General features: G+C 60.8%; 17 protein-coding genes and 1 other RNA gene. 8 read left to right on the top strand and 10 right to left on the bottom strand.

Features of this window, described 5'->3' with window-relative positions; genetic code table 11:
* Positions 1 to 17: 17 nt before the first annotated feature.
* The 3 genes from ubiH to BLT85_RS00455 are packed head-to-tail and all read right to left on the bottom strand — an operon-like array spanning position 18 to position 3,117.
* Positions 18 to 1,205, bottom strand: coding sequence for a 2-octaprenyl-6-methoxyphenyl hydroxylase (ubiH, locus tag BLT85_RS00465; protein ID WP_093391128.1), 1,188 nt, complete (start codon positions 1,203 to 1,205; stop codon positions 18 to 20).
* Positions 1,202 to 2,533, bottom strand: coding sequence for a Xaa-Pro aminopeptidase (gene pepP / locus BLT85_RS00460; RefSeq protein ID WP_407920152.1), 1,332 nt, complete (start codon positions 2,531 to 2,533; stop codon positions 1,202 to 1,204). The genes ubiH and pepP overlap by 4 nt, the downstream gene beginning before the upstream one ends.
* Positions 2,534 to 2,544: 11 nt before the next feature.
* Complete coding sequence (locus BLT85_RS00455; RefSeq protein ID WP_231701503.1) at positions 2,545 to 3,117, bottom strand: UPF0149 family protein; 573 nt, start codon at positions 3,115 to 3,117, stop codon at positions 2,545 to 2,547.
* Between the two features lie 227 nt (positions 3,118 to 3,344).
* On the opposite strand from BLT85_RS00455, the gene BLT85_RS00450 reads away from it, so the two are divergent.
* The 5 genes from BLT85_RS00450 (at position 3,345) to BLT85_RS00430 (ending at position 5,370) form a co-directional block, all read left to right on the top strand.
* The gene (locus tag BLT85_RS00450; protein WP_093397201.1) at positions 3,345 to 3,554 is read left to right on the top strand and encodes a TIGR02449 family protein; all 210 of its coding nucleotides are present in this window, start codon (positions 3,345 to 3,347) and stop codon (positions 3,552 to 3,554) included.
* Positions 3,551 to 3,853, top strand: a complete 303-nt coding sequence (locus BLT85_RS00445) for a cell division protein ZapA (RefSeq protein ID WP_093391122.1) — start codon at positions 3,551 to 3,553, stop codon at positions 3,851 to 3,853. Before BLT85_RS00450 ends, BLT85_RS00445 begins: the two co-directional genes overlap by 4 nt.
* 42 nt (positions 3,854 to 3,895) lie before the next feature.
* A non-coding RNA gene (gene ssrS / locus BLT85_RS00440) (6S RNA) lies at positions 3,896 to 4,074 on the top strand.
* Positions 4,075 to 4,078: 4 nt separating this feature from the next.
* The gene (locus tag BLT85_RS00435) at positions 4,079 to 4,714 is read left to right on the top strand and encodes a 5-formyltetrahydrofolate cyclo-ligase (protein ID WP_093391119.1); all 636 of its coding nucleotides are present in this window, start codon (positions 4,079 to 4,081) and stop codon (positions 4,712 to 4,714) included.
* A 197-nt stretch (positions 4,715 to 4,911) separates the two neighbouring features.
* On the top strand, positions 4,912 to 5,370 hold the full coding sequence (locus tag BLT85_RS00430; protein WP_093391117.1) for an EVE domain-containing protein: 459 nt from the start codon (positions 4,912 to 4,914) through the stop codon (positions 5,368 to 5,370).
* Between the two features lie 67 nt (positions 5,371 to 5,437).
* Here BLT85_RS00430 and ilvA read toward each other — a convergent pair whose 3' ends face one another.
* Entirely contained in the window at positions 5,438 to 6,958 is a 1,521-nt protein-coding gene (ilvA, locus tag BLT85_RS00425; RefSeq protein ID WP_093391114.1) for a threonine ammonia-lyase, biosynthetic, read from the bottom strand.
* A gap of 122 nt (positions 6,959 to 7,080) precedes the next feature.
* Between ilvA and rpiA the strand changes: the two genes are divergently transcribed.
* Positions 7,081 to 7,755 carry a ribose-5-phosphate isomerase RpiA gene (rpiA, locus tag BLT85_RS00420; RefSeq protein ID WP_093391112.1) on the top strand — a complete coding sequence of 225 codons (675 nt, stop codon included), beginning with the start codon at positions 7,081 to 7,083 and terminating at the stop codon, positions 7,753 to 7,755.
* Positions 7,756 to 7,769: 14 nt separating this feature from the next.
* Here the strand turns inward: rpiA and BLT85_RS00415 are convergent, their stop codons facing one another.
* From BLT85_RS00415 to BLT85_RS00405, 3 genes are all read right to left on the bottom strand, one after another.
* Positions 7,770 to 8,654: an SdiA-regulated domain-containing protein gene (locus tag BLT85_RS00415; RefSeq protein WP_093391109.1), complete on the bottom strand. Its 885-nt coding sequence runs from the start codon at positions 8,652 to 8,654 to the stop codon at positions 7,770 to 7,772.
* A gap of 65 nt (positions 8,655 to 8,719) precedes the next feature.
* Complete coding sequence (locus BLT85_RS00410) at positions 8,720 to 9,385, bottom strand: fumarylacetoacetate hydrolase family protein (protein ID WP_093391106.1); 666 nt, start codon at positions 9,383 to 9,385, stop codon at positions 8,720 to 8,722.
* Positions 9,386 to 9,474: 89 nt separating this feature from the next.
* Positions 9,475 to 10,869: an FAD-binding oxidoreductase gene (locus BLT85_RS00405; RefSeq protein WP_093397198.1), complete on the bottom strand. Its 1,395-nt coding sequence runs from the start codon at positions 10,867 to 10,869 to the stop codon at positions 9,475 to 9,477.
* Between the two features lie 173 nt (positions 10,870 to 11,042).
* On the opposite strand from BLT85_RS00405, the gene serA reads away from it, so the two are divergent.
* Positions 11,043 to 12,272: a phosphoglycerate dehydrogenase gene (gene serA, locus BLT85_RS00400; RefSeq protein WP_093391103.1), complete on the top strand. Its 1,230-nt coding sequence runs from the start codon at positions 11,043 to 11,045 to the stop codon at positions 12,270 to 12,272.
* 59 nt (positions 12,273 to 12,331) lie between these two features.
* Here the strand turns inward: serA and BLT85_RS00395 are convergent, their stop codons facing one another.
* A complete protein-coding gene (locus BLT85_RS00395) occupies positions 12,332 to 12,811 on the bottom strand; it encodes a DUF523 domain-containing protein (protein ID WP_093391100.1) in 480 nt (159 codons plus the stop codon).
* A gap of 11 nt (positions 12,812 to 12,822) precedes the next feature.
* Positions 12,823 to 13,455, bottom strand: coding sequence for a 2OG-Fe(II) oxygenase (locus BLT85_RS00390; protein ID WP_093391098.1), 633 nt, complete (start codon positions 13,453 to 13,455; stop codon positions 12,823 to 12,825).
* Between the two features lie 159 nt (positions 13,456 to 13,614).
* Between BLT85_RS00390 and BLT85_RS00385 the strand changes: the two genes are divergently transcribed.
* Positions 13,615 to 14,358, top strand: a complete 744-nt coding sequence (locus BLT85_RS00385) for a DUF2059 domain-containing protein (protein ID WP_093391096.1) — start codon at positions 13,615 to 13,617, stop codon at positions 14,356 to 14,358.
* Here BLT85_RS00385 and BLT85_RS00380 read toward each other — a convergent pair.
* Positions 14,348 to 15,292 carry a phospholipase BipL gene (locus tag BLT85_RS00380; RefSeq protein WP_093391093.1) on the bottom strand — a complete coding sequence of 315 codons (945 nt, stop codon included), beginning with the start codon at positions 15,290 to 15,292 and terminating at the stop codon, positions 14,348 to 14,350. The genes BLT85_RS00385 and BLT85_RS00380 overlap by 11 nt on opposite strands.
* Positions 15,293 to 15,358: the final 66 nt, after the last annotated feature.

Below are 15,358 nucleotides of genomic sequence, written 5' to 3'. Positions count from 1 at the left end.
GCGCCTCCGAAGGAAAACTAAAGGCCCATAGCCTGACGGGCAAACAGGCGCTTGGCCGGCGGCAATACCTCCAGGCCCAGCAGGCCGATGTTGCGACCCAATGTCATAATCGGCTGCCGGTTGCTGAACAGCCGAGTCAGACGGTCACTGAACGCGGTAGTCAACCATTGATCACCGCGCTGGGCATCCAGATAGCTCTGCAACACACCCATCTCGCCGGGCGCGCGCCCTTCCCGGCCTGCACGTCCAAGCGTCTCTGCCAAGGCTTGCACATCGCGCAGGGACAGGTTGAAGCCCTGTCCAGCAATAGGATGAAGACTGTGTGCGGCGTTGCCGAGTACGACCAGTGCCGAGCGAACCTGCTCCTCGGCCTCGACCAGTTTCAGCGGGTAACAGGTGCGCTCACCCACCTGCGTCAGCGTACCCATACGGAAGCCGAACGCCTTTTGAAGGCGATCCAGAAACGCATCGTCGGAAAGATTGGCGACGTCCGCGGCCTGCTCTTCCGGCAAGGTCCAGACCAGCGCACTACGGCTGCCCGACAAGGGCAGCAGGGCCAGCGGGCCGGTCGGCGTGAACCGCTCGTAAGCGACGGCATGATGCCCCGCGGCTGTGGTCACGTTAGCGATCAGGGCTGCCTGCGCATAGGGCTGCACCTTACGGTAGATGCCCAGCTGGTCGAGCAGGCTGGAGCGACCGCCATCGGCGACCACCAACAGATCGGTATGCATGTCCTCGACAGCATTGCCAGCTTCGACCTCAAGACGATAACCGCCGGGCTCGGCATGCGCCTTCAGCACCCGAGCCGGCGCCAGCCATTGAATGACGTCCCGGTCCAGGGCACCGAGGAGTACGTCACCCAACCAGGCGTTTTCGACCACGTAGCCCAGTGCAGGGACGCGTTCTGCGCTGGCTTCGATCCGCGCAGCACCAGGGTGGCCGCGATCGGACACATGGATCTCGCGGATCGGCTCGACTCGCTCTTGCAGCTGATCCCAGATCCCCAGCCGTTGATATATTTTCCGGCTCCCCTGCGATAGCGCCGTAGAGCGCGCATCGTAACTCGGCTGCCAACTACCCGGAGCTGGCGGGTGAGCCTCGACCAGACGAATCGACCAACCAAGCTCGCGGGCAACGCCCTGCAGGGCCAGTGCCAGGCTGGCACCAACCATACCGCCGCCGACGATGGTCACGACGCGGGTCATGCAGCGGTCTCGCGCGCTGCAGCCATGAGCTGTTCGATTTCGTCGGCTTCCTTCGGCACGGTGTCGGTCAGCACGTCGCAGCCCGCACGGGTCACTACCACATCGTCTTCGATGCGCACGCCGATACCGCGCCACTTCTTCGGCACGCTGTCATCATCGGGCGCGATATAGATTCCCGGCTCAACAGTCATCACCATGCCTGGCTCGAGCACGCGCCATTCGCCGCCCACGCGATAGTCGCCGACGTCGTGTACATCCATGCCGAGCCAGTGGCCGGCACGGTGCATGTAAAAACGCCGATAGGACTCGTTGGCGATGACCTCCTCCACCGTGCCCTTGAGCAAGCCCAGATCGATCAGGCCGCCAACGATGACCCGTACCGTTGCCTCGTGCGCCTCGTTCCAGTGCCGGCCGGGCGCGATGTGCTCGAAGGCCTCTTTCTGCGCGGCGAGGACGATGTCGTAAATCGCTCGCTGCTCGGTGCTGAAACGCCCATTGGCCGGGAAAGTCCGGGTGATGTCGCTGGCGTAGCAGTCCAGTTCGCAACCCGCGTCGATCAGTATCAGATCACCGTCGCGGATCTGCGATGTGTTCTCGGTGTAGTGCAGGATGCAGGCGTTGCGGCCCGTGGCAACGATAGACTGGTACGCTGGCGAACGACTGCCGTGACGCATGAAGGTGTGCTGCAGCTCGGCCTCGAGTTGGTACTCGTACATCCCCGGCCGGCAGACCTGCATCGCACGGATGTGGGCTTCGGCGGATATCTCGCCGGCGGCATGCATGAGCTTGACCTCGGCGGCGTTCTTGTACAGGCGCATGTCGTGCAGGAGATGATCGAGCGCGACGAACTCATTGGGCGGCTGCGCGCCAAGGCGCGCCTTGCTGCGAATGATGTTGATCCAGCTGGTGAGGCGGCGGTCGAACTCCTCGTTCGCACCCATCACGTAATAGACCCGCTCCCGCCCTTCGATCAGGCCCGGCAGAATGTCGTCGATATCGTTGATCGGGAAGGCATCATCGGCACCGTATTCACTTACCGCTCCTTCCTGCCCCGCACGATAGCCATCCCATAACTCCCGCTCCTTGTCCTTCTCGCGGCAGAACAGAACGTACTCGCCGTGCTCACGACCGGGAATCAGGACCGCGACCGCTTCCGGCTCGGGAAACCCGGTCAGATACTGGAAGTCGCTGTCCTGACGATAGTTGTGCTCGACGTCTCGATTGCGGATGTAGACCGGCGCGGCTGGCAGGATAGCGATACTGTCCGGTTCCATCTGCGCCATCAGTGCCTTGCGGCGGCGTGCATATTCCTGCCTGGTGATACGCATGACTGACCTCATCAATGCAGTGACGCTGGGGGTTGATCCTGATCGGCATCGGTGGGCTGGCATTCGGTGAAGACCATCAGCGTCGCCATGCGCACATATTCCATCACTTCCATGAAATCGACTTCATTGGCTTCCGACTCATCCAGATCGGTCTGCACCTGAGCGATGGCAGCGAAATCGTGCAGAACGCCGTCAGCTTCCTCGCTGAGCTCGGCCTTGCGCTCGACCAGACCGAAGCCGCCGAGAAACCCTTCGCACCACTGACCCAACGCATGAGTGCGATGGTCGATCGTCGCACTATCGTCAGGGAGCAGAAGGGTAATATCAAAGCCCGTTCCGCTCAGCTGGGCGAGACTGGCGTCATACAGCTGGATCAGCATGACCTTGCCCGCCTCGGGCAGCGCGCCGCTGCCGTCCAGCAGCTCGGTGGCGAGGTTCAGCCAAGTGGTGTGATCCAGGCGACTGCCTCCGGCGAGGCGCCCGACAAGATGCCCGTGAACTTCCGGCGGTGCGCTGGCAGCGCCAACATCGCTGAACAGCTGGGCGTAACGGTCATAATCGAATGCGGCTGGCATCAACGCCATGTGCTGGGCCTCACAGACTGTTCAAAAAAAGGTGTTCCGGCCGATCGAATACCGCTATCGACCGCACCGTGTAGGGGGTAATCTACTGCGCAAGAGGGTGAAGGGTCCAGTCGGGCGCGTCGTGACGATCCAGCCCCAGGGACCGGACCAGGAGCCCGGCAGCGGTTTGACCGGCCTGCGGCGCACCTCTATAGTTTGCCAACACCGGGAAGACAATAATGGCTCCAATGGACGAACCCGACATCAACATCCTCAGCGAAAAGATCTCCCAGCTGATCAGTCTGTGCGAGCAGCTGCAGCATCAGAACCAGCAGCTCGTTTCGCAGGAGCGCCACTGGCGCGAAGAACGCATGCAACTGATCGAAAAGAACGATCTGGCACGTCAGAAGGTCGAAGCCATGATTTTGCGCCTCAAATCCCTGGAGCACGATGCATGAGCCAACCCCTGACCGTCATTCTGCATATTCTCGACAAGGAATATCGCATCAGCTGTCCGCCCGAGGAACGCAACAACCTCGAGCAGGCCGCTCGCCATCTTGACGACAAGATGCGCGAAATCCGCAATAGCGGCAAAGTCATCGGCGTCGATAGAATCGCAGTCATGGCAGCGTTGAATATCACTCATGAAATGCTCACCGGCACCCATCGCCAGGATGCCGCCATCACCGATCAGCAGAAGCAGATCAGTGACCTCGTGTCGCGTCTGGACCAAGCCCTCGCCCGCCACCAAAACTGATCAACGGCATGAAAGCCCGGTGATTTTTCTGTATAGTGAATTCCGTCCCTGGGATGTTCGCCAGTCGGTGATGTCCCTGAGCCGATACTCCTGTATTAGGAGGCCACGCGTAGCTGCCCGTGTGCATGTCCGCATGACGGAAAGCCTTAGGCAGCGCCGTGTCCCCCACCTTGAACTTTCGGGTTCAAGGGCTAACCCGACAGCGGCATTTCGGGGACTCTCTATATGAACGACGACCGAAGGATACTGCGTCGTCGCCTCCGCTCCGCAAGACGCGCTCTGACCCCGGCCCAGCAACGCAAGGCCAGTCAGGAATTGTTGCGTCAGTTGATTCACCATCAGCTATTCATACGCAGCCGGCACATTGCGTTCTACCTCGCCAATGATGGCGAAATCGATCCGGCACCGTTGCTGGCCGCTGCCCGGCGTCTTGGCAAACATTGCTATCTGCCGATCGTCACTGGCTGGCCGGCTGACCGCATGCACTTTCAGCGAATTAGTCGAGATCAGCGCTGGACGAAAAATCGTTTCGGCATCGTCGAGCCGGTCGCCAACAGGCAACGGCAGGCGCCTGTGTGGCGTCTCGATCTGGTTTTGCTGCCGCTGGTAGGATTCGATTCGACAGGCAATCGCCTGGGTATGGGCGGCGGATTCTATGATCGCACCCTGGCTTACCGCCGGCGACGCAAACAGTGGACACGGCCGGTCCTGCTGGGACTTGCTCACCACTGTCAAAAAGTGGAAAGGCTACCCACCGCAAGCTGGGACATCCCCCTCGATGGCATCGTCACCGACCAGGAAAAGATCTGGTTTCAGCGCTGTCTCAGCTCGACTGCGTCAGACGGGTCCCGCTCGAAATAGCTTTGCGTATAACCGGTGGTCACAACACCGATGCCGAAGATGAAAACGAGTACCCATATCAAGTCTGGCTTGCGTCGCATGCGTGTTGCCTCCTAGCTCAGGCAATCTTGTTGTAGCGGGTGGCAGTGCCCGCGATTGGTCGAAACACTTCGTTTAGACTACCGTTTTATGTCTGTCAAACAAGCCGGAAAAATGTGATGCAGTACTGGTTGATGAAATCCGAGCCGGACGTGTTCTCGATCGACGATCTGGCCCGCCTAGGCACTGCGCCCTGGGATGGCGTGCGTAACTACCAGGCACGCAATATGCTGCAGCGGATGGAGCCGGGTGATCTGTTTCTCTTTTATCATTCCAGCTGCACGCCGCCCGGCGTGGCAGGTATCGGACGCGTAGTCGGTGCTGCCTATCCCGACCGAACCGCTCTCGACCGGGCCTCGCCTTATCACGACCCGCGATTCACTGAAACAAAGCTGCCATGGAAAGCGGTGGATGTGGCGCATGAGGAGACGTTCCCACAACTACTGAGTCTCTCGGCGCTGCGCAATCTGCCTGGACTGGAGGAGTTGCCGCTGTTGCGCCGCGGCAGCCGGCTTTCGGTCATGCCGGTGAGCACCGGCGAGTGGGAAGTGATAGTGCTCGCAGCGCGGCAAAAATAACTATTCAAAAGACGGGCCAGGCACGCTGCCAACTTGCCTGTTGCGTGACGTTTCGCCTCGCCCGAGGTCAGGCGCTACCCAAATACAGCCGGTAGGCTGGATTGTCGCTTTCGTCCCAGTACTGGTAGCCGATGTCGTCCAGCGCTTCGGCCACCTGGGCGCGCTCTGCATCGAGCACCTGCAAGCCAACCACGACTCGGCCGTAGGCCGCGCCGTGGTTGCGATAATGGAACATGGAGATATTCCAGCGACCGCCCAGCTTGTTGAGGAAGTTGAATAGCGCACCGGGCCGCTCTGGAAACTCGAACCGGTATACCACCTCGTCGGTGACCTGCGCCGAGTGACCTCCTACCATGTGCCGGATGTGCAGCTTGGCCAGTTCATTGTCGGTGAGGTCCATCACCGGAAACCCCTGCTCCTTGAGCTTCTCAACCAGCGCATCGCGTGGGTCCAGCTCGGGATGGGTCTGCACGCCGACGAAAATATGCGCCTGACTGGCGTCATGATAGCGGTAGTTGAACTCGGTGATCGCGCGCTTGCCGATGGCCTGACAGAACGCCTTGAAGCTGCCGGGCTTTTCGGGGATCGTCACAGCCAGCAGAGCCTCCCGGCGCTCGCCGATCTCGGCCCGCTCGGCCACATGGCGCAGCCGGTCGAAATTGACGTTGGCACCGGAGTCGATTGCGATGAACACCTTTCCCTCACAGCCCTCGCGCTCGACGTATTTCTTGATGCCGGCCACACCGAGGCAGCCTGCCGGCTCGCAGATCGACCGGGTATCGTCGTAAATGTCCTTGATCGCCGCGCACATCTCGTCGGTGGAAACGGTGACCACCTCGTCGACGTAGCGCCGGCATACCTCGAACGTGTGTTCGCCGATCTGCGCCACGGCGACACCGTCGGCAAACAGGCCAACCTGGCTTAGCACCACGCGCTCACCGGCATCCAGTGCCGCCTTGAGACAGGCGGACTCGGCAGGCTCTACGCCGATTACCTTGATGTCCGGCCGCAGGTATTTGACGTAGGCAGCGATGCCGGCCACAAGGCCGCCGCCGCCAACCGGGACGAAGATCGCATCGAGCTGGCCCTGGTGCTGGCGTAGGATCTCCATCGCGACCGTGCCCTGTCCGGCGATGGTGTCGGGGTCGTCATAGGGATGGATGTAAGTGAAGCCCTTTTCCTTGATCAGCTTCTGCGAGTAGGTAAGCGCCTCGTCGAACGCATCGCCGTGCAGCACCACTTTGGCGCCCCGAGCGCGAACCGCCTTGACCTTGATCTCGGGCGTCGTGCGCGGCATCACGATGGTTGCCTTCACGCCCATATGCCGGGCGGCGTACGCCAGGCCCTGAGCATGGTTGCCGGCCGACGCGGCGATCACGCCTTTGGCCCGCTGCTCATCGGTGAGCAGCGCCAGTTTGTTGTACGCACCGCGGATCTTGAAAGAGAAGACCGGCTGGAGATCCTCGCGCTTGAGCAGAACGGTATTGCCCAACCGCTCCGAGAGAAACGGAGCGGCGTGTATCGGGGTTTCGACCGCCACGTCATACACGCGCGAGCAGAGGATCTTCTTGACGTAGGTTTCCAGCATGGCCTTGTGCTTGTCCCGGGAGAATGCGCCAGTCTAGCGAATCACCGGGTGCGCGACTACACGCGAGCTATGCTAGGTCCGTATAATCCGCAACTTCATCGCAACACCAAGGGGAATCAGGCATGAACCAGGACGAACTCAAGCAGGCGGTCGGTCAGGCCGCAGTCGACATGGTACTGCCACATCTCGAAGACAGAAGCGTCATCGGCGTCGGCACCGGCTCGACGGCCAACTGCTTCATCGACGCACTCGCCGCACACAAGGGCTTCTTCGACGGCGCGGTAGCCAGCTCCGAAGCCACCGCGGAGCGCCTCAAGCGCCACGGCATCCCGGTTTACGATCTGAATAGCGTTGCCACATTGGACTATTACGTCGATGGCGCCGATGAGGCGAACAAGTACCTCGAGCTGATCAAGGGCGGCGGCGCCGCGCTGACTCGCGAGAAGATCGTCGCCGCCGTGGCCAGAACGTTCATCTGCATCGCCGACGAGAGCAAGCTGGTGCACACCCTCGGCACCTTCCCGCTACCGGTTGAAGTGATTCCCATGGCGCGCAGCCACGTGGCTCGCGAGATCGTCAAGCTGGGTGGTGATCCGGTGTACCGCGAAGGCGTTCAGACCGACAATGGCAACATCATCCTCGATGTGCACAATCTGCAGATTACCGACCCGCGCGGCATCGAAGAAAAACTCAATGCGATCGTCGGCGTGGTCTGCAACGGCCTGTTCGCTGCTCGCCCGGCCGACGTGCTGTTGCTGGGTACCAGCGAAGGTGTGAAGACGCTCAAGCGCGACTGAAACCGGCTATGTCGTCAGCGGGACGAGAATCGATAGAACAGGTTCGGCTCGCTGACGATGAATATCCTGCCCTGGCTGTCGATGGCAACACCTTCGGCCTGGGGCACGGTGTCCGAGAGTCCGCTCATGTCGCGCCAGAGTCCCATCATGCTCACCGGTTGATTGGCCGCATCGTACTCGACCAGCATGTGCGACTCGTCGCTTAACAGCAGCAGGTGTCCGCTCGGCACATGCTGATTCAACGACGACAGGTCGGTCATGAACAGGCTCGACATCTCCCGGCGCAGTTCCGAGACCCTTATCTGAGTCATCCCCTCGGCTGCATCGACGAAGCCTTCCACCGACAGCAACCGCATCGGGTCGCGCTCCTTGACCACCAGCAAGCGCTTGCCTGCTGGGTCCCAGGAGACGCCTTCGAAGCCCTTGTTATCGCCTGCGTCTAGCGCCAACTGCAAACTCGGCACGGTCGAGACGTCTATCGACTCGGCATCATCGGCGATGTCCACCAGCAGCAGCCGCTGTGATCGCTCTTCGGCGATAACGTAACGATTGCCGGAAACATGAGTGATCCCTTCCATGTCCTTGGTGTTCTCAACCCGTATCTGACGCAACAGGCGACCTTCCAGATCGAGCTCCACCACAAGCGGCGTGCCGTTTATCACCGCGAACAGCGAGTTTCGTTCACGGTTATACGTCAGAGCAGAGAGATCGTCGTCCAACCCCTCGACCACTCGCGCCTCGATGTCGACCGCATAGCGGCCAAGATCGAGTGATCCCTCGGGCATGGCGCGACTGTTCAGCTGCCAGCTTCGATAGAACAGCGTATCCAGATTCATGTACCGCATAACCGCGGCGATACCCAGAACAACCAGTAAAACGACCAGCGCGGCTCGCTTCACGAACAATCTCCGGTACGGGAAGTGCGGCGCATGGCCTCACTTGATGGGTGACGGGCTACGGCCGGTCACACGACGCGGGTAGCCTGAGTCAGCAGACCGGGAATCGAAGCTTCCAGTTCATCGCCGGCATGCAATTCTCCTACCCCTTTGGGTGTGCCAGTGATGACCACATCGCCCGGCAGCAAGGAGAATACCGGCGCAATGTGACGCAATAATGTGACGATCGGCGTAAGCATATCGGCGCTGGTGCCGTCCTGACGCACCTCGCCGTTGACCTTCAATTGCAGTGGCAGAGCGGTGAGATCGCCTGCCTGCGGGCGCCTGACGAACATCGAAAGCGGGCAGGCACCATCAAATGCCTTGGCCCGCTCCCATGGATGGGCCTTGGCCTTCAGCTCGTCCTGCAACTCGCGCAGGGTGAGATCAAGAGCGAGCCCGACACCCAGGATCGCCGCCTCGGCTTCGGTGTCGGACACTGCGCCGGAGAGCGTCTCGCCAATGAGTATGGCAATTTCGGTTTCGTAGTGGACCGCACCTCGGCCCGTCGGCAAGACCAACGACTCGGCCATGTTGACGACCGCAGTGGCTGGCTTGATGAACAGCAGCGGCTCGGTTGGCACCGGGTTGTTCAATTCCTTCGCATGCTCGGCGTAGTTGCGGCCGACACAGACCACCTTGCCCATGGGCAGGTTGGCGAGGGAACCGTCGGCGAAACGATGTTGGTAGGGCATGGGACGCTCTCCGAATACTGACTGGATGGCCGCTATCGTACAGAGGCACCACGGCTGGCCGGCCATGGCACTCGTGAGCGGAGCTGGGGCTAGATACTAAAAATCTTGCCCGGATTCATGATGTTGTTCGGGTCGAACACTGCCTTGATCGATTTCATCACGGCAATCTCGGCTTCGCTGCGGCTGTAGGTCAGGTAATCACGCTTGGTCATGCCCACGCCATGCTCGGCGGAGATCGAGCCGTTGTACTTCTGCACGATTTCGAATACCCACTTGTTCACCGTCGCGCACTTGGCGAAGAACTCTTCCTTGGCCATGGTTTCCGGCTTGAGGATGTTCAGGTGCAGGTTGCCGTCGCCGATGTGACCAAACCAGACGATTTCGAAGTCGGGGTAGTACTCGCCGACGATGGTGTCGATGTCGCGCAGGAAGGCCGGTACCTTGGAAACCGTAACCGAGATGTCGTTCTTGTACGGTGTCCAGTGCGAGATGGTCTCGGAGATGAACTCGCGCAGCTTCCACAGGTTTTGCAGCTGCTGATCGCTCTGACTCATCACGCCATCCAGCACCCAGCCCTGTTCGACGCAATGCTCGAAGATTTCAAGTGCCTGGTTGGCGATATCTTCATTGAGTGCTTCGAACTCGAGCAGCGCGTAGAACGGGCAATCGGTCTCGAACGGAGCGGGAACGTCGCCGCGCGCCATGATCTTGCTCATCGCCTTGTCCGAGAAGAATTCGAACGCGGTCAGATCGAGCTTGCCCTGGAATGCATGCAGTACCGGCATGATCGAGTCGAAATCCGGCGTCCCCAGCACCATGGCGGTGAGATTCTTCGGCGCCCGCTCCAGGCGCATGGTCGCCTCGACGACGAAACCCAGCGTACCTTCGGCGCCGATGAAAAGCTGGCGCAGGTCGTAGCCGGTGGCGTTCTTGATCAGATCCTTGTTCAGCTCGAGCAGCTCGCCAGTGCCGGTGACCACCTTGAGACCGGCGACCCAGTTGCGCGTCATGCCGTAGCGGATCACCTTGATCCCACCGGCGTTGGTGCCGATGTTGCCGCCAATCTGGCTGGAACCGGCGGATGCGAAGTCGACTGGGTAATACAGCCCCTGTTCCTCGGCGAACTGCTGCAGCTGCGCAGTAACCACGCCCGGCTGGCAGACGACACAGCGATCGAACTCGGTGAAGTCGAGTATCCGGTTCATGTAATCGAAGGAGACGACGATTTCGCCATTGGCTGCGACAGCGGCAGCAGACAATCCGGTGCGGCCGCCCGACGGCACCAGCGCCAGCTTCTGTTCATTGGCGAAACGCACCAGCGCCTGGACCTGTTCGGTATTTTTCGGGAACACGATGGCCAGCGGCGCCGGCTCGAAATGCTTGGTCCAGTCCTTGCCCCAGGTGTTCAGCGACTCGGCATCAGTGCGCACCTTGTCGGCGTCGACCAGCGTTTTGAGGGTATCGATCACGGCTTCTGGGGTCATGGCTGCTCTCAAACGGAATTCATGCTGAGCCTGAAGGTTTTTCATGGCCCGCCAGGCATCAAAAAAGGGAGATTATGCTAGCATACGCGCCTTCCGGAACAGGACACTTCTGTCGCTTCAAGCGGTCGCAAATGTTCTTCGGCTCTCTTCAATCAGCTTCGGGTAACTGACACATGGCCAAAACCTCGCTGGACAAAAGCAAGATCAAGTTTCTGCTCCTCGAGGGCGTACACCAGACTGCCGTCGACACGCTCAAGGCAGCCGGTTACACCAATATCGAGTACCACACCGGGTCGCTGCCTGAAGAGCAGTTGAAAGAGTCCATCGCCGATGCGCATTTCGTCGGTATCCGCTCGCGTACCCAGCTGACCGAAGACGTCTTTGCCAGCGCGTCCAAGTTGATCGCCGTTGGCTGCTTCTGCATCGGCACCAATCAGGTTGATCTGGACGCGGCCATGGAGCGCGGCATTGCCGTGTTCAACGCGCCCTACTCCAACACCCGCTCGGTTGCCGAGCTGGTGCTGGCCGAAGCCATCCTGTTGCTGCGCGGCATTCCGGAAAAGAACGCGTCCTGCCACCGCGGCGGCTGGATCAAGAGCGCTGAAGGTTCCTTCGAGATCCGCGGCAAGAAGCTCGGCATCGTCGGCTACGGCTCGATCGGTACGCAGCTTTCCGTCCTCGCCGAAGGGCTGGGCATGCAGGTGCTGTTCTATGACGTGGTGACCAAGCTGCCGCTGGGTAACGCACAGCAGGTCGGCTCGCTGCCGGAACTGCTGGCCCAGGCTGACATCGTCACCCTGCATGTACCGGAAACCGCTGCGACCAAGTGGATGATGGGCGAGAAGGAAATCCGCACCATGAAGCAGGGCGGCATCCTGATCAATGCTGCACGCGGCACGGTGGTGGATATCGATGCACTGGCTGCGGCTCTGCGCGACAAGCACCTGAGTGGCGCTGCAATCGATGTATTCCCGGTTGAGCCACGCTCGAACAAGGAAGAATTCGTCAGCCCGCTGCGTGAGTTCGACAACTGCATCCTGACCCCGCATATCGGCGGTTCGACCATGGAAGCGCAAGCCAACATCGGCCTTGAAGTGGCCGAAAAGCTGGTGCGCTACAGCGACAACGGCACCTCGATCACGTCGGTCAACTTTCCGGAAGTCGCCCTGCCGTCGCACCCCGGCAAGCATCGCCTGCTGCACATCCACCAGAACGTGCCGGGCGTGATGAGCGAGATCAACACGCTGTTCGCCGCCAACGATATCAACATCTGCGGTCAGTTCCTGCAGACCAACGAGAAGGTCGGCTACGTGGTGATCGACGTGGACGCGGACTACTCGGACCTGGCGATGGAGAAGCTGCTGCAGGTCAAGGGCACCATTCGCAGCCGCGTTTTGTTCTAATCAGACGGCTGTTGAAAGAGGGCGCTTCGGCGCCCTTTTTCGTATCGGTCTGTTGTCCGTTATTCCGTCAGGAGCTTTGCAAGGTCTGCCAACTCGTTTTCGTTGAAGACGCGCACCCCGGCCTGTCGCAATGCAGCGGCGGTGACGCCCTCCCCGGCTACCCTGAGTCCGCTGAAGGTCCCGTCGTATGTTTCGTTATTGCCGCAGGAAGGGCTGCGCGCCTTGAGAACGGCGTAATGGATATCGTATTCGCGGACCAACCGAAGGGCCTGCTCCGCGCCAGCGACAAACGCAGGTGTCACGTCGCTGCCATCGATGGTCAGCACGCGGATCTGCCCGGCCAGTACGTCGCTGCCCTGGCCCGTCGGAATTTCTGCCGGCGCCCTCGGCGTCGGCAACCCGCCGGCCACTTCCGGACATACCGAGACGACACGCCCCTCTGACTGCCACTGACGCAGCAGATCGAACGGACCATGCGTACCGCCGTCATAGCGGACCGGCAAGCCCAGCAGACATTGACTCACCAGAATCTTTTCCATCCCTTGCTCCATCAGCGAAACAACGGATTGTCCGGACGGCGACGGAACCAGCCGACCAGGCTGGCACGCTCCTTATTAGCGGCGAGCACCTCATGGACGATGCGCGCGCTGAGAAATACCACCAGGGTACCGGCGCGCGGCGGCACGTCGATAGTCGAGTGGTCCAGATGCAGGCGCAGCTCGCCCCCATCGCCCTGCTGCCAGTTCTCGTTCAGATAGGCCACCACGGACACGGCCCGCAACGGACTATCCTGAAAACGGTCGAGATGCTTGTTGTAACCCGCTCCGGGCGGATACAGGGCGAAATGCGTTTCGAAATTGTCCAGACCGAGAAACAGCGAGCGGTTCAGCGACTCGCGTAGCTGGTTCATGATCTGCAGATACTCGCGCGAGGCGTCATTCGCAGGGCATTCATCGAGCCAGCGGGTATAGTCACCGCGAATTTCCGGGACCACCGCCTGATCGCTGCCGCGGCCGATGGCAGCCGGGGTCAGATCGTCGTTATGCCACAGCGTCCGGCAATAGCGTCCCAGCTGGGCAACCAGTTCCATGGGCAACGCACCGGGCTGCACCGACCAGCCCCGCGACGCCAGATCATCTGCGACGTGCACGAAACGGTCTTCCACCACCAGGAACTCGGACATGAAGCAGATACTCGAAAAAAACGTTGATCGTTCGGGCCGGCCGGCGCGAAACAGGCAAGATCGCCATCGGCGATTTGCGCATTGTAGCGGTTCCGGGCAACTCGACAAGCCTGCCAAAGAACAGGACACTGGCCCACTCACACTAGCTAAGAGGCATCCATGCGCCCAATTTTTTCCGCCCTGCTCGGCACCCTTGCGCTGGGCCTGGCTGTCTGTCTGCCAGCCCAGGCCAATGTTACCGAAGAGCTGTACCAGGCGACCGGCATGAATCAGCACCAGGACCATTTCCAGTTCGCCTTGAAGGCTGCCCAGCAGCGCTACTCGCGGCAGCTTCCGGCGAACCTCTACGAGACGCTGGTACAACAGAGCAATCAGCGATTCGAACCGCAGGGCATGCGCGATCGAGCCATGGCGCGTCTGGCAGTTGACCTTGATGAAGCTGACCAGAGCGAAATACTGAAGTTCTACCGCAGCGATCTGGGCCGCCAGGTGGTGGGTGCGGAAACCCGCGCCACCTCGCCTGCATCCATCGTCGCCATGCAGCGCGGACTACCGCAGCACGAGCTCAGCGACTCGCGCCGGCAGCTGGTCGAAAAGCTTAGTGACGTGTTACCGGCCCTGGATCTGGGCGTGGAAGTATCGCTGTCGTTGGCCAGTCTCGCCGCGCAGAGCGCCAACAGTTTCTTCGGCGGGCTGATGCAGATTCCTGACTCGGCGGTGGCCAATCAGCGCGAGCGGCTGCGTCAGGAAATGCGCCCAAACCTGCCAGATACCTTGGCCCACGTTTACCGCGACCTAAGCGATGAACAGCTCAGAAACCTGATTGAATGGAGCCAGTCGACCACTGGCCGGGAGTACTACGAGGCCGCCGAGCTGGCCGTTCGCGACGCGCTCAATCCGTAACGCCCAAGCCCAGCTGCTGGCCCAGCCAGGCGAGGTACTGGCTGCGCAGGGCTTTGCCTTCGTTGACCAGATGGTGGCGGGCCTGAGGCAAATAAAACACCTCCGGCTCGTCGAACTTCTGCTGGAGCACGCGAATATTGTGCTGCCAGTCAACGGTTCCATCCTTCTTGCCCTGCACGATCAGCGGGCTATGCGCTACCGGGCTTGCCGACTCGATTCGCGGAATCCATTTCTCCAGCGCCTGGACCCAGGCCACGGGCAACACCTGAGGCTGCAGCGGGTCGCGCTCGCGGATGAAGTCGAGGAAGTCCTGATCATTGGAGTTGTCGCTAAAGCGACGGCCGAGCTGCTGCACGAAACCGCCAAGCAGCCGCAGGCTCATCTGCGACATACCCCACTGGCGGGGACGCACCAGCGGGGCCATGAGAATTGTCCTGCCCAGCTCGGCCGGAACCGGTCCATGCAGCAGGCGGTCAATCAGAATCGCTCCGCCAGTGCTCTGGCCAAGCAGATGCCACGGCGCTGGCAACTCCCACTGGGCGGCGTGTTCGAGCACCCCGTCAAGCGCTGCCTGGTATTGAGTGAAGCAGTCGATGCTGGCCCGCTCGCCACTGGACAGGCCATGCCCGGGAAGGTCAAAGGCCAGCACAGCCAGGTCATGCTGCAGGGCCCAGCTGATGATATGGCCATACAAACCCATGTGATCGTAGTAACCATGGAGGATGATCAGCGAGCCCTTGGGACGTGCCGGACGCCAGACTTGCACAGCCAGATGGAACCGGTCGACGCGAATGCGGCCCAAGTGCTGGCACGCATGATTGCTGAAGTTGATGCCGTAGTAACCGGCGTAGCGCATGGCCGCTTCATCGAAAGGGCGGCCGGGCTCAAGATCCGGCAAACGGTCAACCAGCAAATCCAGGAAAGCCTGATCCATTAGAGTTCACTTAGAGTCGAAGCGAGGGGATGACCGCGAAAGCGCCCAGCGCACGGCCGGACAGAA

Source organism: Halopseudomonas xinjiangensis (assembly GCF_900104945.1).
Taxonomy (GTDB): domain Bacteria; phylum Pseudomonadota; class Gammaproteobacteria; order Pseudomonadales; family Pseudomonadaceae; genus Halopseudomonas; species Halopseudomonas xinjiangensis.
Note: the sequence above shows the minus strand (reverse complement) of the source record. Positions and strands in the feature narration are given on the sequence as shown.